Annotated in this window: 19 protein-coding genes and 1 pseudogene; 5 read left to right on the top strand and 15 right to left on the bottom strand. The window is 72.7% G+C overall.

Annotation, left to right across the window (positions count from 1 at the left end; genetic code table 11):
• A complete protein-coding gene (locus tag ACQY0Z_RS29485; protein WP_189900178.1) occupies positions 1-648 on the bottom strand; it encodes a peptidoglycan-binding domain-containing protein in 648 nt (215 codons plus the stop codon).
• 75 nt (positions 649-723) lie between these two features.
• A complete protein-coding gene (locus tag ACQY0Z_RS29480; protein ID WP_254586849.1) occupies positions 724-1,569 on the bottom strand; it encodes a hypothetical protein in 846 nt (281 codons plus the stop codon).
• Positions 1,570-1,721: 152 nt separating this feature from the next.
• Between ACQY0Z_RS29480 and ACQY0Z_RS29475 the strand changes: the two genes are divergently transcribed.
• A complete protein-coding gene (locus ACQY0Z_RS29475; protein WP_254586850.1) occupies positions 1,722-2,588 on the top strand; it encodes an alpha/beta fold hydrolase in 867 nt (288 codons plus the stop codon).
• Positions 2,589-2,595: 7 nt separating this feature from the next.
• Here ACQY0Z_RS29475 and fxsT read toward each other — a convergent pair whose 3' ends face one another.
• From fxsT to ACQY0Z_RS29450, 5 genes are all read right to left on the bottom strand, one after another.
• Positions 2,596-6,519, bottom strand: a complete 3,924-nt coding sequence (fxsT, locus tag ACQY0Z_RS29470; RefSeq protein WP_439813099.1) for an FxSxx-COOH system tetratricopeptide repeat protein — start codon at positions 6,517-6,519, stop codon at positions 2,596-2,598.
• Positions 6,516-7,847, bottom strand: coding sequence for a TIR-like protein FxsC (locus ACQY0Z_RS29465; RefSeq protein ID WP_439813098.1), 1,332 nt, complete (start codon positions 7,845-7,847; stop codon positions 6,516-6,518). Before ACQY0Z_RS29465 ends, fxsT begins: the two co-directional genes overlap by 4 nt.
• An 89-nt stretch (positions 7,848-7,936) precedes the next feature.
• Entirely contained in the window at positions 7,937-8,644 is a 708-nt protein-coding gene (locus ACQY0Z_RS29460; protein ID WP_189900185.1) for an AAC(3) family N-acetyltransferase, read from the bottom strand.
• 58 nt (positions 8,645-8,702) lie between these two features.
• Positions 8,703-10,850 (bottom strand): radical SAM/SPASM protein FxsBH, inactivated beta-hydroxylase extension form, encoded by a 2,148-nt coding sequence (gene fxsBH / locus ACQY0Z_RS29455; protein ID WP_381726645.1) that lies wholly within the window; start codon positions 10,848-10,850, stop codon positions 8,703-8,705.
• Between the two features lie 186 nt (positions 10,851-11,036).
• Complete coding sequence (locus ACQY0Z_RS29450) at positions 11,037-11,198, bottom strand: hypothetical protein (RefSeq protein WP_439813097.1); 162 nt, start codon at positions 11,196-11,198, stop codon at positions 11,037-11,039.
• A gap of 230 nt (positions 11,199-11,428) precedes the next feature.
• Between ACQY0Z_RS29450 and ACQY0Z_RS29445 the strand changes: the two genes are divergently transcribed.
• Positions 11,429-12,313: a DUF4231 domain-containing protein gene (locus tag ACQY0Z_RS29445; RefSeq protein ID WP_347226024.1), complete on the top strand. Its 885-nt coding sequence runs from the start codon at positions 11,429-11,431 to the stop codon at positions 12,311-12,313.
• A gap of 15 nt (positions 12,314-12,328) precedes the next feature.
• Here the strand turns inward: ACQY0Z_RS29445 and ACQY0Z_RS29440 are convergent, their stop codons facing one another.
• The 5 genes and pseudogenes from ACQY0Z_RS29440 to ACQY0Z_RS29420 form a co-directional block, all read right to left on the bottom strand.
• Positions 12,329-12,862: a hypothetical protein gene (locus ACQY0Z_RS29440; protein WP_189900499.1), complete on the bottom strand. Its 534-nt coding sequence runs from the start codon at positions 12,860-12,862 to the stop codon at positions 12,329-12,331.
• Between the two features lie 160 nt (positions 12,863-13,022).
• A complete protein-coding gene (locus tag ACQY0Z_RS29435) occupies positions 13,023-13,598 on the bottom strand; it encodes a dihydrofolate reductase family protein (protein ID WP_189900193.1) in 576 nt (191 codons plus the stop codon).
• A gap of 129 nt (positions 13,599-13,727) precedes the next feature.
• On the bottom strand, positions 13,728-14,138 hold the full coding sequence (locus tag ACQY0Z_RS29430) for an endonuclease/exonuclease/phosphatase family protein (RefSeq protein WP_337662787.1): 411 nt from the start codon (positions 14,136-14,138) through the stop codon (positions 13,728-13,730).
• A 58-nt stretch (positions 14,139-14,196) separates the two neighbouring features.
• Positions 14,197-14,436: pseudogene (locus tag ACQY0Z_RS29425) on the bottom strand (winged helix-turn-helix domain-containing protein); the annotation flags it as partial.
• 78 nt (positions 14,437-14,514) lie between these two features.
• Complete coding sequence (locus tag ACQY0Z_RS29420; protein WP_189900195.1) at positions 14,515-14,682, bottom strand: hypothetical protein; 168 nt, start codon at positions 14,680-14,682, stop codon at positions 14,515-14,517.
• 219 nt (positions 14,683-14,901) lie between these two features.
• On the opposite strand from ACQY0Z_RS29420, the gene ACQY0Z_RS29415 reads away from it, so the two are divergent.
• A complete protein-coding gene (locus ACQY0Z_RS29415; RefSeq protein ID WP_189900197.1) occupies positions 14,902-15,327 on the top strand; it encodes a Zn-ribbon domain-containing OB-fold protein in 426 nt (141 codons plus the stop codon).
• Between the two features lie 31 nt (positions 15,328-15,358).
• Here the strand turns inward: ACQY0Z_RS29415 and ACQY0Z_RS29410 are convergent, their stop codons facing one another.
• The 3 genes from ACQY0Z_RS29410 to ACQY0Z_RS29400 form a co-directional block, all read right to left on the bottom strand.
• Complete coding sequence (locus ACQY0Z_RS29410; RefSeq protein ID WP_189900199.1) at positions 15,359-15,739, bottom strand: PPOX class F420-dependent oxidoreductase; 381 nt, start codon at positions 15,737-15,739, stop codon at positions 15,359-15,361.
• Between the two features lie 83 nt (positions 15,740-15,822).
• A complete protein-coding gene (locus tag ACQY0Z_RS29405; RefSeq protein WP_439813096.1) occupies positions 15,823-16,548 on the bottom strand; it encodes a class I SAM-dependent methyltransferase in 726 nt (241 codons plus the stop codon).
• Positions 16,541-17,740 carry a MalY/PatB family protein gene (locus ACQY0Z_RS29400; protein WP_439813095.1) on the bottom strand — a complete coding sequence of 400 codons (1,200 nt, stop codon included), beginning with the start codon at positions 17,738-17,740 and terminating at the stop codon, positions 16,541-16,543. The genes ACQY0Z_RS29405 and ACQY0Z_RS29400 overlap by 8 nt, the downstream gene beginning before the upstream one ends.
• Before the next feature lie 24 nt (positions 17,741-17,764).
• Here ACQY0Z_RS29400 and ACQY0Z_RS29395 point away from each other — a divergent pair, with 24 nt between their 5' ends.
• Complete coding sequence (locus ACQY0Z_RS29395; protein WP_439813094.1) at positions 17,765-18,793, top strand: hypothetical protein; 1,029 nt, start codon at positions 17,765-17,767, stop codon at positions 18,791-18,793.
• A gap of 123 nt (positions 18,794-18,916) precedes the next feature.
• Entirely contained in the window at positions 18,917-20,299 is a 1,383-nt protein-coding gene (locus ACQY0Z_RS29390; protein ID WP_254586859.1) for a S1 family peptidase, read from the top strand.
• The last annotated feature ends 12 nt before the right edge of the window (positions 20,300-20,311 follow it).

The following is a 20,311-nucleotide window of genomic DNA, read 5'->3' as shown; positions in this document are numbered from 1 at the left end:
TCAGGCCGCGTTCCCACCCCCCGGCCCGCCCGTGCGCGACTCCAGTGCCTGGCGGGTGTCGTCGCCGTAGACGCCCTCCTCGTCGCCGCGGATGCCGTACCAGAGCTGGAAGCGGGCGACCGCCTCGCGGAGGGTGGCGTCGTACTGCCCGTCGGTCGTGCCGTCGCGGTAGACGTCGGGGATGCGCAGCAGGCGTTCCTGGAGGGCGGCCACCTCGGGGCCCGCGTCGCCCTCGCGCAGGAAGCCGTCCTCGGCGGGGACGGCCGTGCGCGGCGGCGCTGGTGCGGCGGACGCGGGTGACGAGGCAGGGGCGGTGGCGCGGTCGTCGGCGGGCCGCTCGGTGAACAGCAGCGCCCCGCCGAACCCGGCCAGCGCGGCGACGGCCACCACGAGGGCGGGCGCGGCCCTGCGCAGCCGTGACGGCCCGGCGTACTCCGGCGGCGGGCCGCCCGGCACCGGCGGAAGCTCCTGCGTGACGTCCTCCGCCCCCTCCGGTGGCCGGGCCGGCGGCACCTCCTCGTGCTCCGCGTCGCCCCGCTCGACGTCCCGGAACAGTTCGGCGAGCGCGTCGGTGCGGCGGGCGCGCAGCACGCGGACGGGTTCGAGGGGCGGCCCCTCGGGGGGACCGGACCCCGGTGCGGTGGTCACATCGCTCTCCTTCCGTGCCTGACGCGGGAGTTGAGCCGCCTACGGCGAGAGATACGTGACCGGGGCGCGGCCGGTTCAGCCGCGGGAGCCGCCGCTCTCCCCCAGGAACCGGTGAAGCGAGGCCACCATCGAGGAGACGAACCCGTCCCGGGTCGTGTCGTCGAGGGCGTCGAGCGACAGGTAGGGGTTGAGGTCCTCCAGCTCGACCAGCAGCAGCTCCCCGCCCGGCGCCCGGCAGGCGTCCACCCGCTGGATGCCGTGGCCGAGGGTGTTCCACTCGACGAACCGCCGGGCGAAGTCCAGGTCGGCGGGGGTGGGCCGGTAGGGCTCGAGCCGCCAGCGCGCGGCGGGGTCGGGGGCGTGGAGGGCGTACTGGAAGTCGTGGTCGACGAAGTAGAACGAGACCTCGTAGGCGAAGTCCACGTACGGCTGCACGAGGACGTCGCCGTCGACGGGGGCGGACGCCTCGGCGGCGGGGACGATCCGCAGCCCGTGCGAGTCGGCGCCGAGCCGCGGCTTGACGACGTACCGCTCCGCACGGGGCAGCCGGTGCAGGTCCTCGGGCCGGCCCACGGTGGGGATGACCGGCATCCCGGCGTCGGTCAGGTCCAGCAGATACTGCTTGCCGGCCATGTCCCCGCGCCCGGTCAGCGGGTTGTAGACGGGCACCCCGCCGGCGAGCGCCCGCGCGCGGAACTCCTCGTAGGCGTCGAGATACCCGAGCACGGGCCCGCTGTTGCGCACGACGACCGCGTCGAACCCGCCCATCAGCGCGGCGGCGTCCCGCGGATGGCAGAGCGCGAGGTCGAAGTCCTCGCGCAGCCGGGAGGTGAGAAAGACGTCCTCGTCGCAGTACCGCCGCCCCCGGGCCGGGTAGGCCAGATCGGTGACGTACAGGATGCGGGGGCGGGTGGCGGGCATCGGGGCTCCTCGGGGCGACGTGTGTCGATCATAGGAACGGCTCCGCGGGCCCGGTCGCCGCCCCCTCCCCGTCGTTTCGGCGGTGCGGGGCCCGGGCAGAGTCCGGGCAGCCGGGTCCTGAACCGCGGATCCGGGGAGGGGGAGCTGCTGCGGTGCCCGACCATGTGCGGACGGCGGACGGACGGCGGTTACGGATCGAGGTCTCGGGGGATCCGCGCGGGCGCCCCGTCTTCCTGCTGCACGGCATGCCGGGCAGCCGGGTCGGTCCCAGACCCCGGTCCCTCTTCCTGTACCAGCGGGGCGCGCGGCTCATCAGCTACGACCGTCCCGGCTACGGCGGCTCCGACCGCCGGCCCGGGCGGCGGGTCGCGGATGTCGCCGAGGACGTCGCCCATGTCGCCGACGCCCTGGGCCTGGACCGCTTCGCGGTCGTCGGCCGCTCCGGCGGCGGCCCGCACGCCCTGGCCTGCGCGGCGCTGCTGCCTGACCGGGTGACGAGGGCCGCCGCGATGGTGGGGCTCGCACCGCGCGACGCGCGGGGGCTGAACTGGTTCGCGGGCATGGCGCCGTCGAACGTCACCGAGTTCCGGACGGCCCTCCGCGATCCGGAACGGTTCGCCGCCGACATGATCCCTCGTTCCACGCGCATACGGGAGAACCCCGCACGGCTGCTCGAAGAACTGCGTGAGGATCTCACCGCCGACGACCGGATGATCGTCTCCGACAACACCGTCCGCTCGATGCTGCTGCGCAACTACCGCGAGGCGCTGGGCACTTCGCCCTACGGCTGGATCGACGACGTGCTCGCCCTGACCGGGTCGTGGGGCTTCGACCCCGCGTCGATCAGAGTGCCCGTGCTGTTGTGGCACGGGCAGATGGACGTCTTCTCCCCGGCGTCGCACGCGGCGTGGCTGGCGGAACGCATCCCGCGCGCCACGGCCGTCCTCGAGCCCGCGGCGGCCCATTTCGCCTCGCTCCGGGCTCTCCCCCAGGTTCTCGACTGGCTGCTCTCCGACTGATCCGCCGTCACACCCCGAGGGGCTCGAGGTCCCGGTAGATGCGCTGTTCCCTCGTGGCCAGCCGGGTGATGCCGTTGTCCTCACCGAGCAGCCGGCGCAGCTCCGACAGCGCCTCGTCCCGCAGCGCCCGGGCCTGCGTGTCACGGCCCGACGCCCGCAGGGTGAGGGAGAGGTTGGCGGTCACCGCCAGGGTCTCGGGGTGGTGCTCGCCCAGGACGACGCGCAGCACGGTCAGCGCCTTCTCCTCCCGCGCCAGGGTCTCCTCGACCAGCCCCTTGTCGAACAGCACGTTGGAGTAGTTGACGCTCGCGAACACCGTGTGGGGGTGCTCCTCGCCGAGCACCTCCGTCATCCGGGTCAGCACCTTCAGGAACACGGCCTGGGCCTCCTCCAGATCGCCGCAACCCCAGTGGTAGATGCCGAGGTTGTTGAAAGCGGCCTGGGTGTAGGGGTGGGCCTCGCCCGGCACCTTCACGTACTCGGCGAGCGCTTCGAGGGCCGCCTCGCGTGCGGCCTCCCGCTCGTCCGCCGCGAACAGGTCGGCCGCCATGTTCAGATCGCAGGCCAGGGAGTCGGGCGTCGGAGACTCGTACTGGGCCCGGTACTGCTCCCGGGTCGCGGTGGTGAGCCGCCGGGCGTCCTCGAGCTGACCGTTCCTGCGCAGGGACACCGCCAGAGACTTGGCGCACCGCAGCGTTCCCGGGAACTCCTTGCCCAGGAGGCGCTTGTGCGCGTCGTAGGCGCGCGCCAGCATCGCCACGGACTCCGTGTACTGGCCCACCTCTCTGAGGTCACGGCCGAGACGTTCCATGGATGCCAGGGTGTAGGGGTGCTCCGGGCCGAGGACGTCCATGCGACGGTCCAGGGTGTCCTGGTCGATCTTTCGCGACTCGCCGTACTCGCCGATCATGTGCAGGGCGAGGGCGTAGTTGTTGGCCGCGCTGAGGGTACGCCGGTGCGACTCGTGGAAGATCTGGCCGAAGCCGCGGTGCGCCTGTCGGGCGAGCTCCACCGCCCTGTGGTAATCGCCGAGGGCCGCGAGGTCGATGGCGAGCGACGACATGGTGACGTAGGTGTGCGGGTGGGTGGGTCCGAGAACCCGGGTCTGCTTCTCCAGCAGCTCTTCGTCGATCTCCAGCGCCTCCACGTAACGCCCCTGGGACCGCCGGATGTTGGCGAGCTGGCAGCGCAGGTACAGGTACTGGATGTCGTCCTCGCCCAGCGTCGTCCGCCAGTGGTCGAGCACGTCCTCGGCGAGCCGCCTGGCGGCGGGGAAGTCGCCGCGCTTCCACAGGTAACGGACGCGGTCGATGAGCAGTCTGCGGGTCTCCGTCACCTCGCTGCTGCGGGCCTCGGAGGCCGCGAGGTGCGGCCAGATGAGGGTGAACCGGGTCCAGGTCTCGGGGTCGTCGATGGGTTCGTCGCCGTCGGGACGTGCGCCGGCCAGCACCTGGTGCACCACGCGGCGGGCCTCCCGCTGCTCCTCCTCCGACATCTGCGAGCGGATGACCGCCTGCACCAGGCGGTGCACCTGGATGCTGTTGGTCTTCTGGTCGACCTTGGCGAGGGCGAACCGGCCGATCTCGCGGATGATCCGGCCGAGCAGCAGGCTTTCCTGGAGCGCGGGGTCGTACGGCTTGAGTGCGTCGATCATCTCCTTGCTGTACAGCAGCTTCGAGGAGATGGGTTCGGGGCCGAGGAAGGCGCACAGCTGGAGGAGACGCACAGCCGCGCGGGAGCGCCCCTGCATCTGGGTGATCGAGATGTTCCAGGTGGCGGCGACCGTCTCGTGGTAGTCGGCCGGCTGGTTCATCGCGAGCACCGCGGTGGTCTGCCGGGACAGCTGCTCCAGGTACTGGTCGATGGGGGTGGCGGTCTCGGCGAGCCAGGCCGCCGCCTGTTCCACCGCGAGCGGCAGGTCGCCGACGGCCTCCGCCACCCGCTCGGCCTCCTCGGCCGACAGTCCCCCGTCGGTCCGGCGGATCAGGTGCTCGACGCTCTCCTCGCGCAGGAAGACGTCGATCTGCTCGGCCAGGCCCTGCTGGGCCCAGCCCTGGTTGCGGGAGGTGACGAGGATGTGGCCGCCTCCGCCCTTGGGGAAGTAACGGGCCAGCTGCTCCGGTGAGTCGGCGTTGTCGAAGACCAGCATCCAGCGTTTCGTGGGCAGTCCGCGGGACAGGCGCTGCACGGTCTCCTGGCAGGCCAGGGTGATGTCGTCACCACCGGGGACGCCTATCTGCGCCCCCAGTTCGGCCAGCGAGGCGACGACGTCGTCGATGTGCTCGGCGGACGTCCACCACACCAGGTCGTAGTCGGCCATGAAGCGGTGCACGTACTCGACGGCCAGCTGGGTCTTGCCCACTCCCCCGAGTCCCCACAGGGCCTGGGGCTGGGGCGGTCCGCCGGTGCCGCCGAGCTGGTTGCGCACCCGCTCCAGGATCGCGTTGCGTCCGGTGAAGGTGGCGCTGCGCTGCGGCGCGTTCCAGATGGCCGGCGTGTTCCCGGGGAAGCGGGGTGCGGAGGATGCCGACTCGACGGGCTGGAGGGGCAGGTCGAGTGCGCGCAGCAGGGCGGTCACGCACTCCTCCTCGTCGAGGCGGAGGAGGTCGACGAAGCTCTCCGGGAGGTGCTGGACCTCGTCCACCCGCACCGTGACGACCGGCGGGCGGCCGGTGTCGTCCTGTCGGCCGGTGAGGGCGTGCCGTGCGGAGTCGGCGTGCCGGGACGTCTCGAACACCTTCGACAGCAGCACCACGGTGCGGACGGACGGGTCGGGTGGCGTCACGGGACCGGTCGATATGTCGTGCAGTGTGACGTCGCAGCCCGCCCTGCGCAGCAGATGACGGGCCCAGTCGGCCCAGGTGCGGTTCTCGGCGGCGTAGGCGACGAGGAAACCGGCGGCCGCCGCGTGCGGCCGCCGTCGCACGTAGGCGTCGCGGCAGCGCAGGCGCGTGGACTCGGGGAGCGGCGGCAGGGAGGTGACCTCGCGGTCGGTGACGACGGCGGTCAGGCGCTCGAAGGCGGACAGCAGGGAGTTGGCGATGCCGCTCTCGTCGCCGACCGTGGCGAGGGTCTCCTCGTAGGCGTAGTAGGGGCGGTAGGGGATCTCGACGTTGCCCCAGTAGGCGCTCAGCTCCTGGGCACTGAGTTCGCGGCCGCCGGGCCCCTTGGGCAGGCCCTCGAACCGGGCCCGGGCGAGCGCCCGGCCCGCGTCGACCTTTTCCTTCTCGCCCTCGTCGATGCGCATCGGCACGGGCAGCACCCGGATGCGCCGTGGCCGGTAGCCCTCCTCGATGTTCCGGGCGACGGCGGCGGCGCCTTCGAGGGACTGGTCGCTGAGGGTGAAGCAGTCCACCAGGACGTCGGGCATCTGGATGGTGCAGATGTCGGCGTTGTCGGACAGGCCGGTGCGGCTGTCGATCAGGACGTAGTCGTAGGTCGCCTTCATGTCCGCGCGCAGGGCGTCGAGGAACTTGCCGCCGCCGAGGCGCTCGTAGAAGTTGTCCCATTCGAAGGACGTCACCGTGGTCGAGTACGCCCGGTCCTGCCGTCCCGCGGAGAGGAAGTCCAGCGAGCCGCCGTCCGGGAAGGTCAGGTCGAAGCGTTCGGGGTTCACGGACAGCGCGTGCTGTTCGACGCTCGCATAGGACAGGTGCCAGTCGTCGGGCCGTTCGCTCGGGCCCGTGGTCGCGGCCCAGGCGTAGTCCTCGATGATGTTGATGACGCCCGGGGTGGCCGCCAGCGCCTTGAGGTCCATGAACGGGTGGAAGAAGCGGTGGAGTCCGGGCGCCTCCAGGTCCCAGTCGACCGCCAGGACGCGTTTGCCGTTGGCGGCGAGGATCCACGCCGTGTTGGCCAGGGCCATGGTCCGCCCGGTGCCGCCCTTGTACGAGTAGAACGTGATGATGCGTCCGTCCCGCGCGGCCGTCATGCTTCTCCTTCGTCGTCGGGTTCGCCTGCCGGGTACGGCGGCTGGACGGGCCCCAGGAGCCGTGGCCTCGGTACGTGCGGGCCGGGCGGCGGATGGGCCTCGGCGTGCTTGAGGTACTGCCGGGTGGAGTGCGCCACGACGGCCGGGAGCACGTCGGTGAACGCCTTGAGCGTGGGGACGCCGTTGACCGCGATACGGCAGTCGGTGCGTCTGCCGCGTTCCAGGATGTGCGGCAGCGTCTCCTCCAGGGTCGCGGCCAGTTGCTTCCCCTGCTCGCTGTGGCACTGCAGGTCCGCCCGGTTCCAGGGCACGATAGCGCTGGTCCAGGGGCGCGACGCCCGGTCGAAGTCCCGCAGCCGGCGGCGTCGTTCGTCGTCGGTGAGGGCCCAGCGGTCGACCAGCAGGATGCCGGGACGGGCCTGAGCCTTGCCGTCCGGGCCCGGCCCGGTCTCCCCGGGGACGGTGTCGGTGTCCTCGTCGTCGAAGGAGGAGACGGTGATCCGGTAGTCCAGCGAGCGGATGAGCTCCTGGGCGATCGCGGGCAGCGGCCGGGTCGACTCCGAGTGGTACGGGTTCCAGTCCTGGGCGTCGTCGCCGTAGGGCCCGGGGTCGCGGTTCTCCGGGAGGCTGTGGCGGGTGGGCGCGGCCACGGTGAGATGGATGCGCCGGGGTCCTTCGCCGCGTGGCCGGAAGGCGCTGGGGGTGTGTTCGTAGTCGCGGGGTCTGCTCGGCGGGAGCGCGGTCTGCTCGGCCACCTGGACGATGCGCTGGGCGAGCGTGTAGACGGTCTCCTCGTACTCGTCGCGCAGCCGTCTCAGCTTCATCAGACCGTAGATGCCGTTGGTCGCGTACCGGTCGCCGAAGGAGGAGTGGTCGAGGTGGATGTGGCGTACGGAGTCCGGCAGTTGTGTGTGGTCGATGCCGGTCCACAGGGCGGGCACGATGGCGGACACCTCCCTACCGTCGACGGCCTGGACCCGCAGTTGCCGCTCGTGGAACGCGTACCACTCCCGGCCGCACATCTCGCTGGCGAAGTAGCGCCGGGACAGCAGGGGCACGAACACCCGGCATCGTGCGAGGTTCTCACTCAGGACCTGTGGCCAGCCGTCACCGGAGCTCATCTCGCGGTCCATGAATCCGGCGGGCACGTGCGCGGGCAGGTCGGTGAGCACCATGATGGTGTTGCAGAGGTCCCGGTAGAAGTTGCGCACCCAATGGTCGGGGTCACCGCCGCCGTTGCCCACACGGGGTGTGTGCGCGTAACTGAGGAAGAAATAGGGCTGCTCGTCCCAAGCCCGGCTCCGTTCCCCTCCGGGTACGCTCAACACTTCCCCCCACCCGTTGCCGCCCCCGCCATCCGGGCACCGACCGAGGCCAACAAATGTGCCCCACAACTACCCCCTGCGGACCGCCTGTTTCACGCCAATCGTGCGGTACGGCAAGAGAGTTGGCGAACCGCTTCGTCGACGACGGGACGCATGCGGAACTGGACCACGGGTCGTCCCGACCATTCCCGCCGTACGAGGAGTTCCTTCGGCAGCCGCTCGCCGAGGCGTGCGAAGTCGCTGTCGTCCAGGGCTGCGTCCTCGTACTCGATCCAGTTGCCCTTGTCCTCGACCACGCACCGGTAGGTCCGGCGGGGAGGCGGCGGGGTCGTCCGGTACTCGGCGAGGTGGAGGGCGCTGCACACCTCGAATCCGACGCGCAGCAGGAGGACGCGGGCGTCCGCCGCGTACAGCCGGGCGAGCGGGGAACGATCGCCGAGGTGGCAGTGCGGATGATGACCGTCGAGCAGCTCGGGCGCGCGCGGGCCGAGTCCGGCCAGGGAGGTCTGCGGGTGGGCGCTGCGCACGGAGCCGGGTGTGGTCCGTACGCACTCGGCGAGGGCGCCCATCGTGGGGCACGGGGTGGTGTCCGGATCGTAGGGCGGCATGGCGGCCCGGAACTCCCGGATCTCCTGTTCGTCCAGTCCCGCGATGAGCTGCTGGTGGGCGCGGGAGGTGTCGGAGTTCTCCGGGGTGAAGGCGGGCACCACCAGCGTTCCGCCGGGGCCGAGGGCGTCGAGCAGTGCGTCGCGCACGGTCTCGGGGGCCGCGCCGGTGCCGCTCAGGGACGCGTGCACCATGAGCACACCGCCTCGGGGGACGCCCGCGTTCTCGAGCAGGGTCCGTAACGCCGCCCGGTCAGTCACGCAACAGCCCCGCCTCCGCTCGCAGTTCCTCGACCAGGGCGGCACCGGTCCCGGTCAGGTCCCGGGCCGCAGGACCGTCCAGCTCCTCCAGAGCGGACTCCGCACGGGCGCGGACCCCTCTCGCCAGCGCTTCGACGGCGTCGGTCAGCAGGCTGCCGGCGCGGGTGCCCGGCACATGGAGGTCGGTGGCCCGCCGGAGGGCGGCCAGGCGGGCGAGACGGCCCAGCCGGGGCAGTGCGTCGGCGACGGCGGCCGGTTCGGCGTCGAGTGCCACACCGAGGGCGCCGGTCCCGTCGGCGTCGAGCCGCACTCCGGCGCCGGGGGCGAGCGGGGTGACGGTGTCGGCTCGCAGGGCGTTGGGCCCGTCGGCCCAGGTGGGGTCCTGCCTGGACAGGATGCGGTGGGCCTTGCGCAGTAGTTCCGCGAAGGCGGCCAGTGCGGAGAGGTCCAAGGGCTCGGCCACCTCGGCCTGGAAGCGGTCGCGCCAGGGGTCGGCGTCGTCGACGAGCAACTGCCCGAGTACCGGCACGTCCACGTGGACCGACGGCCGCCACCGGGGGGCGGGAGCATCGCCCTTCACCCTGATCCGCTTGCCGTCCGGCTGGGTGACGGTGAGCGATGCGCCGTCCACCTCCGCCTGGATGCGTGTCGGGGCGGACAGGGTCAGCGTGCCGAGCGTCGGCAGGTGCAGCACGTCGGCGTGGTGCAGCCAGGACAGGCGCAGGGACGAGCGGGCGTGGACGGCGGCCGCCAGCGCTGCCGTCGCGACGCGGGCGGTGATCCCGGCGCCGGCCGGGGCGTGCGCCAGCGAGGCGCGTACATGGCTGTGGGCCAGCACCCGGTCGAGGTGATCGGCGGTCCGTTCGTCGGCGTCCAGGTGGAGCAGGCTCTGCCAGATCGCGTCCCAGTCGGCGTCGCCCGCGAGGCGTTCGTTGAGGTGGGCGAGGAGTTCGCGGTCCCGTTCGAGCTGGGCGAGGCGCAGTTCACCGGCGTCGGTGACGCCCGGGAACAAGGCCCGCTCGGTGATGCGTTCCGCGATGCCGTCGACGAGAGCGCGCAGGTCGGCGCAGAAGACGGACGGATTGTCGAACAGGCGGTCGCTGCTGTAGCGGTGGGCGTACAGGCCGCCCCCGCAGGACTGCACGACGGGGCATCGCCGGCACGTCTCGGAGACGCCCGCGATGCCGAGCCGGCGGGCCTGGACCCCGGGGTGCCGGACGAACTCGTCGAAGCCGTGTCGGAAGACGTCGTACCCGGTGGCCGGGGCGCCGTCGTAGGCGACCTTGAGGGAGTCGGCCTGCTCGAAGGCGCCGTCCGTCTCGACGACGGCCAGGTCGGAGGGAGCCAGTCCCATGGCCTCGGTCAGGCTGGGTCCTCCGCGCAGGGTGCTGAGCACGGAGTCGAAGGTCCTGACCGGCACCTTCTGCCCCTGCTCCAGCCAGCGGTCGAAGACGGCGAGCAGCCAGTCGGCGTACGGCGTCGGGGAGCCGGAGGAACCGCGCGGGGGCGGGGTGTCCCACGTGGAGTGAGGCAGGAGGTAGTCGATGCGGGGCGGGTCGAGCGCGGTGAGCGCCTCGTGGACGGCGAGGGGGTCGTTCTCCACGTCGACGGTGCAGAGCAGCCCGCCGAACAGGTGGCGGTACTCGGGTGCCTGTAACAGCCGGACGGCGGCCAGGACCCGGTCGTAGCTGCTGCGGCCCCGGCGGTCGAGGCGGTGCCTGTCGTTGGCGGCACGGTCGCCGTCGAGCGAGATGCCGACGCGGACGTCGAACTCCTTGAACACGTCCAGGTGACGTCGGCTCAACTGCACGCCGTTGGTGTGGATGGCGAGGTCCAGATCGGTGACCGCACCCACCGTGGAGCGCAGTTCGGCGCAGACGGCACGGAGGCGGGCGGGGCCCGCGAGGAGGGGCTCCCCGCCGTGCAGGATCACGCTGACGGATTCGAGCTGGTGCGACCGCGCGTAGTCGGCGAGCCTGCGGGCGGTCCGTGCGGCCGTTTCCTCGGCCATCACCTTGGGCCGTGCTTCCCAGCTGCGGTCCGCGTGCTCGTAGACGTAGCAGTGATCACATGCCAGATCACAGCGACTGTGGATCTTGAGCACGAGTTGGCGGAGCGGAACGCCCGCGAGGACCGTCATCACGACAGATTATCGCGGTCCCAGGTGTGCGGCGCGCCAAATGCCCTGCTGTCAAACGATGTTGACCCGAACAGCGGCGGCGCGCCGTCCGGGGTCGGCAACGGGCCGCGCCCGGCGGCGAACCGGGCGGGACCCCACCGCTGACGACGGTACCGCTCAGTCGTCGTCTCCGAGGTCCGAGCGGGCTCAGACTCCGGAGTTGAACGTGACCGGCCTGGTCTGCTGCCGGCCGTCGCCGCTCTGGACCCGGGCGGCCGTCCTCGCGGCGGCGCGCGGGTCGATCCCCGCGAGCGGAGTGAGGCGTCGACGGGACACTGAGATGCGCTCGGCGATCATTGGTTCGTTCATCGTTCCGATGTCTCCTTCCATGGGCGCCGGCTTGTCCCCGGTCCAGGGGGGACCTGAGGCCGGTGCCATGGTGGTCCTCGGACAACTGCTGTGGGGACAGCACGGTTCGAGGCGGACCCTACCCCAGGCGCTAGCCATAGGTCGGCCGCCACCGCATACTCGTAAGCCCTCAGCGCGGCCGAAGACTTCGGGGGTGGTCGATGAGCGCCGCTGTTCCTGGGCCCAGCACCATGGTCAGCGACAGAGACCTGCCGCCGTTGTTCCAATCAAGTGATCAATGGGCGATCGCCCGTCGGAGTGAATCCTTTCGCGTCGTACGGACGCAGCTGTTCGTGCTGCTGGCCGCCACCACGGCCGCCATGCTCGCCGAACGTCTCGACAGCCGCGCCCCCGCCGTGGTCGCGGCGGTTCTGTACGCCGCGAGCATCGCCCTTGGCCTGCACATCTCCCGGCGCCGCGCCCGCACCCGCTGGCAGGCGCACCGGGCCGCGGCCGAGCTGCTGAAGTCGCTGGCGTGGCAGTACATGGTCCACGGCGGCCCCTTCCACTCCCGGGTGTACCACCCCGAAGCGCTGTTCGAGGAGCGCCTGGAGGCGCGGCTGCGTGAGCTGCGCAAGGTCGGCTGGCAGGACCCCCGCAACGGGCCCGCCGCCCGGGGCGCGGGACAGATCACGGCCACCATGCGGGCGGTGCGGTCCAAACCGTTCGAGGTGCGCCGGGACATCTACCTCCGTGACCGGCTGCTCGAACAGCAGCTCTGGTACAAGCGCCGCGCTTCCCAGTCCCACCGTGCCGCGGCGCTCTGGTCGTCGGTCACCGCCCTCCTGACCCTGCTCGCCCTCACGGCCGCCGTGCTGCGGGCCCTCGGCCTCCTCGAAGGCTGGGATCTGACAGGCCTGTTCAGTACGGCCGCGGCGGCGGGCGTGGCGTGGCAGGAGCTGCGCCGGCACCGGCCGCTCACCTACGCGCACTCGCTCGTCGAACAGGATCTGGACACCCTGCGGGTCGCCATGACGACGACGGTGACCGAGAGCGGCTGGGCGGAAGCGGTGGCCGAGGCGGAGCGGCTGGTCTCCCCGCAGCACTCGGACTGGCTGGGCACGTTCGGACGGTGACGGCGCCGGGCGCGGTCAGTCGCGCAGGACGCCCGGCTCCCACAGCACGGTGAACGGAACCCCGCAGCGGTGCGCGTACGCGACCACGTCGCCGGTGCCGCCGAGTCCGCGCGCGGGGCGGCCGTCCCACACGGCGACCAGGTGGTCGGCGTGGTCGACGATCCACCGGCCCGCCGCGAAGTACGCCTCCTCGTGCGTCGGCTCGTACGGCAGCTGCACCCGCTCGGTGCAGGCCCGCAGGATGCGCCGGTAGTCGTGCACGGTGGCGGCGTCGCCCAGGTGGGTTTCGTAGTCCATGCCGGGGATCACGGCCGTCACCGGCACCCCGTGCGCCAGGGCGATGTCGGCGAAGAGCTGGTCGGCCCCGGCGGCGAGGCTGGTCAGCGCCTCCAGCTGCACGTCGTCTCCGTGGCCGTCGAACAGCGCGTGCAGTCGTGCCCGCACCGCGGGCAGCGCGGCGGCCGGGATCGAGCGGTGGCCGGTGACGCCGATCCGGGTGACGCCCGTGTTCGGCACGAAGCGTGTCGCCCGGTCGGGGTGGCGAAGGATCGCCTGGGTCGCGGGTGCGGTTCCGGTCACGGCAGGTCCCCTCCCGCGTGCTGGCAGTGACGCCCACTGTAACTCCGGGCCGTACGCGGATGGAGGGGGCCGTACGGGTCGTTGGGCGGTCCGGCGCGCGCCGCTGAGGCTCCTGCCGCGCTCCGGGGCGTCAGTGCGGCGTCGGCCGGTAGACCAGTTCCTGGATGCGGTCGTCCAGGGTGCGGGACTCCAGGAGTTCGAGATCGAAGTCGGCCGCTCCCTCGAAGATGCGGTCCAGGCCCGTGCGGCCGGTGACGACCGGGAAGACCGTCACCTGGAGGCGGTCGACCAGGCCGGCGGCCATCAGGGCGCGGTTCATCGACAGGCTGCCGTGCGAGCGCAGCGGTACGTCGGACTCCTCCTTGAGGCGGGCCACCACGTCGACCGCGTCGCCCTTGGCGAGCGTGGCGTCCGGCCAGTCCAGCGGCTCCTGGAGCGTGTTGGAGACCACGATCGTCGGCAGGGTGCGCATGCGGGTGACCCAGGGGTCGCGGACGTCCGACTCGTCGGTGCTCTCGGCCATCATCTGGGCGAAGGCCCGGTAGGTGTTCGCGCCGAGGACCATGCGCTGCTCCCCCGCGTGCTGGGCGAGCCGGTGGTCGAGGAGCTGCGGGCCCTGCTTGCCCCAGTAGCCGGTCCAGTCGCCGCTCGCGGCGCCGTAGCCGTCGAGGCTGGAGAAGACGTCGAAGGTGTAGGTCGCGGTCATGCGGATCTCCTCGGGAGGTGCGGCGGGGCCGGTCCGGTGGCGGGCGCGGCATGCAGGGGCTGACCCCGTCGCCGTGCGAAGTTCATCGCTCTGCCCGCCACCGTTCCGCAGGTCGTCCGTCTCCGCACGTCAGAAGGTGATCGTCGCCGCCACCGGGAGGTGGTCGCTCCGGGCGGCCGGCAGGGTCCGGGCCGACGTGGCCCGTACTCCGTCGACGAGGATGCGGTCGATGCGGACCACCGGGAAGCCCGACGGCCAGGTGAACCCGAACCCCGCGCCAGCCGTCGCCTGCGCCGAGGTGAAGCGGGAGGTGAACGGGCGCAGGGCACGGTCGTCGGCGGAGTCGTTGAAGTCGCCCGGCAGCAGCGAACGGGGGCGTCCTCCGACCGGATGTGGGTCGTGAGGCGGCGCAGTGCCTCGTCGCGGGCGGCTGTCGCGAAGCCGGCCGTGGGGTTCACCCGTACCGACGGAAGGCGGGCCACGTAGACGGTGAGGGGGCCGTGGCGCGTCTGGGCGGTGGCGCGCAGGTCCCGGGACCACGGCATGATCGCCAGGCTGCGCGCGTGGCGCAGCGGATACACACTTCAGATGCCGACCGTCACCTGGTGGAAGTGGTGGCGGTAGGCGGGCGCCAGGGCACGCTCGTACGCCGGTGCCGTCTCGGGGCTCGGTTCCTCCGCTGCACGCACAGGTCGACCACGCGGGAGTCGCCGTCCCAGCCGTAGTCCCACACGTTGCGCAGCAGGGTCTGGCGGTCCGGCACGATGCCGGGGTGCTCGGCGAACTCCAGGAGCAGCCTCAGCTCGGTCGGGGCGAGGGGGACCTGCTCGCCGGCCCGGTACGAGAGCGTCGCAGCGGCCGGACCGACCGGGGGCCCGGCAGCGCTCACGCCACCGGGCCCCTGGCCGAAGACGGGTCAGCGTCTGCGGGGCCGGTTCGCCCCGATGCCGGCGACGTGCAGAGCGAGGGCCGTCAGCCCCAGCAGCATCACGTTCACCGAGGAGAACACGTCGTTGGTCGCGATGTCCGCCGCGTTGATGAGGAAAGCGATGAAGAACAGCACCGCCGCCACTATGCCGAGCATGAACGAGCTCCTTCCGTAGGGGTGTTGCCCGTATGCCCGGCCTTCGCCGGTGCAGACCCATCACCTTGCCCTCCACAGAAGAGGGTACTGAGTGCCTTTACGCGTGGCACTCAGTGCCATACTCTGTGACCGTGCGCGGTGGCACGGCCACCGGGCAGGCGCGCGTGTCCGGTCCACCGGACACGCGGAAGTCCGGCCGAGTGCAGGGAGTTGACCAGCGTGTACCACTTCTCAGGGAGCGTCGCTCAGCAGGCAGCCGGCTCCACGCGCCTGCTCGAACCGCAGGGCCCCGCAGGGCGCGGCTCCGACCAGGAGGCCATGCTCTTCCAGCGCTGCACCTGGTGCGGCACGGCGATGTACCACCGGCTGCTGTGCCCGGTCTGTCAGGGCAGCGACCTGCGCACGGAACGCAGCGCGGGCTTCGGCACGGTGCGCCACTCGACGGTGCTGCACCGCAACACCCCGGCGGCGCGCAACGTGTCGCTGATAGAGATGGCCGAGGGGTTCGTGGTGCGGGGCCGCGTCATGGGCCCGCCGATCGGCATCCACAGCGGCGACCGGGTACGGCTGTCGACCGCCGAGGACCCGGTGCGGGGCGAGCCTGTGTTCCAGCTCGTCGACGAGCCGTTGCGGGCCTGGACCTGACAGCCCCGACGTCCGGCGGAACGGGCCGAGTTCAGAGGGTGATCCGGATGCCCACCGTGCCGTCCACGCCCCGGCGCAGCCGGCTGCCCAGCAGGGTGAGGCGGCCCATCAGCCCGTACTTGCGCGCGATGAGCTGCCGGTAGCGAGCGGTCGTGGCCGTGTCGCAGATCTCCGCGGTGGCCGGGACCTGGTCGCCGGTCGGATTGCCCCGCAGGTCGCAGGGCCCCACGAGGACGTCCCCGCGGGCGCGGATCCGCTTGACCTTCCACGAGTCGGCGGCGGTCCACACACCGAGCGCGTCACCGTCGCGCACCACCCACACCGGGGTGGCGACGGGCGTGCCGTTCTTCCGGTAGCTGGTGAGCAGCAGGTACTTCCCCGCCCCGAGCCGGTCCCGCAACGCGTCGTCCATGCGTCAAGTCTAGGCCTACTCCGGCATGTCCCGCCGGGAGTTGTCCGCGCGCCACGGCCGGCACGCCGTACTCCGCGGCCCCTCTACGGCCGCCGCGCCACGAACACGAACTCCCGGCCGGGCCGGTCGGGCGCGTCCCGTACGTCCTCCAGCACGTAGCCGTGGTCCGCGAGGTCCGCCTCGACCTCCTCGCGTTCCCGGAACCGCAGCGTCGAGTCCGAGGTCAGCGCCTTCCCCTCCGACGCGAACACGAACGTCGTGCGGAACGAGACCAACGGGCCGTCCACGGCGGTCACTTCGTGCCAGCTCTCCACTTCGCCGACCCCGGGCACGTCGGCGCGCAGGTACGAGTGCTCCCGCGTCCAGCTCTCCCAGGCGCGCCGGGCCGGGTCGCGGGTCTCGAAGACCAGGCGGCCGCCGGGGCGCAGGGCCGCGTGAACACCGCGCAGGGTGGCCCGCCAGGTGGCGGGGTCCGCGATGGCCTGGGCGACGTTGGCCGTCATGGTGGCCAGGTCGACCGTCAGGGGCGGCAGGCCGGTCGCGTCGCCCTCGATCCAGCGGACGCGCCCGGCGCCCGGCTTGGCTCGGGCGACGTCGAGGGAGGCGCCCGCCGGGTCGACGCCCACGACGTCGATGCCCTCGTCGGCGAGGAGCAGCGCGAACACGCCCGTGCCGCAGCCGATGTCCAGCACCCGGCGGGCTCGGAACTCCCGCGCCGTGCGCAGATACCCGTCGAGGTCGCTGCGGTCGGGGTCGAGCGGGTCGTAGAGGGCGGCGAGCCGGGGGTGGGCGAAGGCGGAGTCAGCCACGGGCGCCACCCGCCGGGCGCACGGCGTCCGCCATGCGCCGCACCGCCTCGGTGAGCACCTCGGGCGAGGTGGCGAGGTTCAGCCGGGCGTGGCCCGCGCCGCCCGTGCCGAAGGGCAGGCCGCCGGTGAGCGCCACCCGGCCGTGGTCGAGGAACACCTGGGCGGGGTCGTCGCCCAGGCCGAGGTCGCGGCAGTCCAGCCAGGCGAGGTAGGTGGCGTCGCCGGGGCGGTACCGGACGGCGGGCAGGTGCTCGGCGAGGAGGTCGGTGAGCAGTCGGCGGTTGGCGTCGAGGCCGTCGAGCAGGGCGTCCAGCCAGCCGGTGGCGTCGCGCAGGGCGGCGGTGTGGGCGAGGATGCCGACGTGGCTCGGGCCGTGGCCGACCACCTCCGGCATTCGGGCCAGGTCGTCGCCCGCGCCGGGCCCGGCGACCGCGAGGGCCGCCTTGAGACCGGCCAGGTTCCACGCCTTGGACGCCGACATCAGCGACAGCCCGCGCTCGCCGCCGGGCACGCTCAGGTACGGCACGAAGCGCGCACCCTCGAAGACCAGGGGCGCGTGGATCTCGTCGGCGACGACCCGTACGCCGTGCCGCTCGGCGAGCGCGGCCACCGCGGTCAGCTCCTCGGCGGTGTGGACGGTGCCGGTGGGGTTGTGCGGGCTGCACAGCAGGTACGCGGCCCGGCCCCCGGCCTCGGTCGCACCGCGGAAGGCGCGCTCCAGGACGTCCAGGTCGAGCCGTCCGTCGTCGCCGAGCGGCGCCTCGACGATGCGGCGGTCCGCGTGGCGTACGAAGTCGTGGAAGGGCGGGTAGACCGGCGGGTTCACCACGACCGGGTCGCCCGGTCCGGTGACCAGCCGGAGCATCTCGACCACGCCCAGCATCACGTCCGGCACGATCGCGGTGCGCTCCACGGCGAGCCCGGACCAGCCCCACCGCTTGTCGGCGAAGGCGGCCAGCGCCTCGGCGTAGGCGGTCCCGGCGGGATACCCGGTGTCGCCGGACTCCATCGCCTCGGTGACCGCCCGCACGACCGGCGCGGGCGGCGCCACGTCCATCTCCGCCACCCACACCGGGAGGACGTCCTCCGGGTAGGTCCGCCATTTCATGCTGGTGCGGCGGCGCAACTGGTCGAGGGAGAAGGCCTTGAGGGGATTCGGTTCACCGGACGTATCGTGCGGGATCCTGGTCATGAAGCACACGATAGGGGCCGTGGTGTGGACCCACATCAGGATTTCGGGGCGCCGCCCGGCGACGGCGACGGGGCGGTGCGGGAGATCGCCTGCGACGAGTCGGGGTCGGACGGCGAGAACCTGACCGGCGGGAACACCGACGTGTTCGCGCACGCCGGTGTCCACGTCCCCGCGGCGGACGCGGCCCGCGCGCTGGAAGAGATCCGCGACCGGATCCGCTCCCCCGCCACCGAGTACAAGGCGGCCCATCTGCTGCGCGAGAAGCACCGGGCGGTGCTGGAGTGGTTCCTCGCGCCCGGCGGGCCGCTGCACGGCGCCGCGCGGGTGCACCTCACCGAGAAGTCGTTCTTCGTGGTGGACCGGCTGGCCGGCATGCTGCTCGACGACCCGGGCGCGGCGGCGGAGCTGTACCGGGCGGTACGGGAGGTGCTGGGAGCGGAGGCCCGGCAGCGGTTCCTGTCCAGGGCGAACCAGCTGCTGCGCACCCGTAACGGGGCGGAGCCGGGGTCCTCCGTGCCGTGGTTCTTCGAGACCCTGGACGGGCTGCGCCGGGCGCACTCCGGTACGGACGCGGGTCCGGCGCTGGAGCGGCTGGCGGAGGGGCGCGGGCGGGCCGAGGCGTACCGGGCGGGGCTGCTCGACGGCCCGGCGGTGCGTATCCCGGTCCTCAACCCGCTGCTCCCGGCGATCGTCGCCACGGCCGCGTACTGGAGCGGGCCGGAACGGCGGCCGGTGCGGCTGGTGCACGACCGGCAGAACCTGCTGACGCCGGAGCGCGTCGCGTGGATCGAGGAGACCGCACGGCGGTCCGGTGTCGCCCTCGCGGAGCTGCGCCTGGTCGTCGCGCGGGACGATCCGCGGGTGCAGCTGGCGGACTTCCTCGCCGGGATCGCCCGCAAGGCGGCCGGCGACGCCCTGCGCGGCGACGGCGACCCGGACCTCACGGCGCTGCTGCGTCCCTACGTCGACCCGGCGTCGGTGTGGGGCGACGGCCGAACGGCGGCCACGCTGGGCCTGTCGGTGACCCACTCCTCGGTGCGGGAGGGCGGCTGAGGCGGACCCGGTCCCGCCCGCGGTGAACACGGCGGGCTCCGGAGCCGTATGGACGAGGGGCGCTCTGCTCGAGGGAGGCCCCCGCGGTGCGCGCACCGCGCTGTCGAGGTTCTGGAGCCATGCATGAGGCACGCACGACGACGGGTGGTCCGGCGAGTGACACGGCTGGCGGCTGTCGGCGGACTCCTGCTGGGCGGCACGATGGTCACGCACGCCGTGGCGAGTGAGCCCGGCACGCCCGACGCCGTCCCGTTCTCCACCGCCTCCCCCGCGGACGCGGACACGGCCGGTCCGGGCGCGGGCCTGGTCCAGCGGCTCGGCACGTCCCGCACGGCGGGCAGCTGGGTCGGCGAGGACGGCAGGACGGTCGTCGCGGTCACCGACGAGGAGGCGGCGGCCGAGGTGCGGGCGGCGGGCGCCGAGCCGAAGATGGTGCGGCACAGCATGGACGACTTCGACTCCGCGACCAAGACGCTGAGTTCGGCGCCGCGGGTGCCCGGAACGGCCTGGATGAAGGACTACCGGTCGAACCAGGTGGTGGTGCGCGGCGACAGCACGGTGTCCGGGGACGACTGGTCGTCGCTCACCGAAGTGGCCGACGGGATCGGAGACTTCGTCCGCATGGAGCGGGTCGAGGGCACCTTCACCACCCGGCTGGCCGGCGGGCTGCCGGTGCTGTCGACGGCGGGCCGCTGCTCGGCCGGGTTCAACGTCACCGACGGGCGGCGGGAGTTCATCCTCACCGCCGGGCACTGCGGTCCGCAGGGGTCGGTGTGGTTCTCCGACGACGGGGGCCGGCGGAAGGTCGGCACCACCGTCGGCGGCAGCTTCCCCGGCGACGACTACTCGCTGATCGCGTACGACGGCGGCAAGGCGGGTGAGAACGCCGGGGTGGTCGCGGTGGGCGGCGGCAAGGGCGTGCGGATCACCGGCGTGGCCGAACCGACCGTGGGGCAGCGGATCTTCCGGAGCGGAAGCACCAGCGGGCTGCGCGACGGGGAGGTGACCGCGCTCGACGTGACGGTCAACTACCCGGAGGGCACCGTGGGCGGGCTCATCGAGTCGGACGTGTGCGCGGAGCCCGGGGACAGCGGCGGGCCGATGTTCTCCGAGGGGATCGCGCTGGGCGTCACCTCGGGCGGCAGCGGGGACTGCCGGTCGGGCGGCATCACGTACTTCCAGCCGGTGACGAAGGCGCTGGCGGACCTGGGCCTGAAGCTGATCGTGGCGCCCGAGGCCGACGGCGGCGGGAATCCCTCCCCCGCGCCGTCGCAGGCGCAGGGCGTGGCGGCGCCGGACGCGGCCACGCCGGGGTCGTCGACGTCGGTGCGGGGCATCCTTCCGGACCCGTCGACGCTGGTGTCGCGGCTGGCCGACCCTCGGAACGTGGGTCCGGGGCTGCTGGTGATCGGCGGGAGCCTGGTGGCGCTGGTGGCGTCGCGGTGGATCAGGACCGAGCAGGACCGCAAGGCGTACCGGAGGCAGTACTCGGCGATGTGGGGGTGAGACCGGAAGGGC

This window comes from Streptomyces sp. P9-2, from assembly GCF_051903975.1.
In the GTDB taxonomy this organism is placed as follows: Bacteria; Actinomycetota; Actinomycetes; order Streptomycetales; family Streptomycetaceae; genus Streptomyces; species Streptomyces cellulosae.
The sequence above is the reverse complement of the archived record's forward strand: the minus strand, read 5'-3'. Positions and strand labels throughout refer to the sequence as shown.

Excerpts from the sequence above, each read along its gene's own strand:
- ACQY0Z_RS29480 (WP_254586849.1), bottom strand. The coding sequence starts at position 1,569 with ATGCCCGCCACCCGCCCCCGCATCCTGTACGTCACCGATCTGGCCTAC.
- fxsT (WP_439813099.1), bottom strand. The coding sequence starts at position 6,519 with ATGACGGCCGCGCGGGACGGACGCATCATCACGTTCTACTCGTACAAG.
- ACQY0Z_RS29460 (WP_189900185.1), bottom strand. The coding sequence starts at position 8,644 with ATGGTGCACGCGTCCCTGAGCGGCACCGGCGCGGCCCCCGAGACCGTG.
- fxsBH (WP_381726645.1), bottom strand. The coding sequence starts at position 10,850 with ATGACGGTCCTCGCGGGCGTTCCGCTCCGCCAACTCGTGCTCAAGATC.
- ACQY0Z_RS29450 (WP_439813097.1), bottom strand. The coding sequence starts at position 11,198 with ATGAACGAACCAATGATCGCCGAGCGCATCTCAGTGTCCCGTCGACGC.
- ACQY0Z_RS29445 (WP_347226024.1), top strand. The coding sequence starts at position 11,429 with ATGGTCAGCGACAGAGACCTGCCGCCGTTGTTCCAATCAAGTGATCAA.
- ACQY0Z_RS29435 (WP_189900193.1), bottom strand. The coding sequence starts at position 13,598 with ATGACCGCGACCTACACCTTCGACGTCTTCTCCAGCCTCGACGGCTAC.
- ACQY0Z_RS29420 (WP_189900195.1), bottom strand. The coding sequence starts at position 14,682 with ATGCTCGGCATAGTGGCGGCGGTGCTGTTCTTCATCGCTTTCCTCATC.
- ACQY0Z_RS29410 (WP_189900199.1), bottom strand. The coding sequence starts at position 15,739 with ATGGACGACGCGTTGCGGGACCGGCTCGGGGCGGGGAAGTACCTGCTG.
- ACQY0Z_RS29400 (WP_439813095.1), bottom strand. The coding sequence starts at position 17,740 with ATGACCAGGATCCCGCACGATACGTCCGGTGAACCGAATCCCCTCAAG.
- ACQY0Z_RS29390 (WP_254586859.1), top strand. The coding sequence starts at position 18,917 with ATGAGGCACGCACGACGACGGGTGGTCCGGCGAGTGACACGGCTGGCG.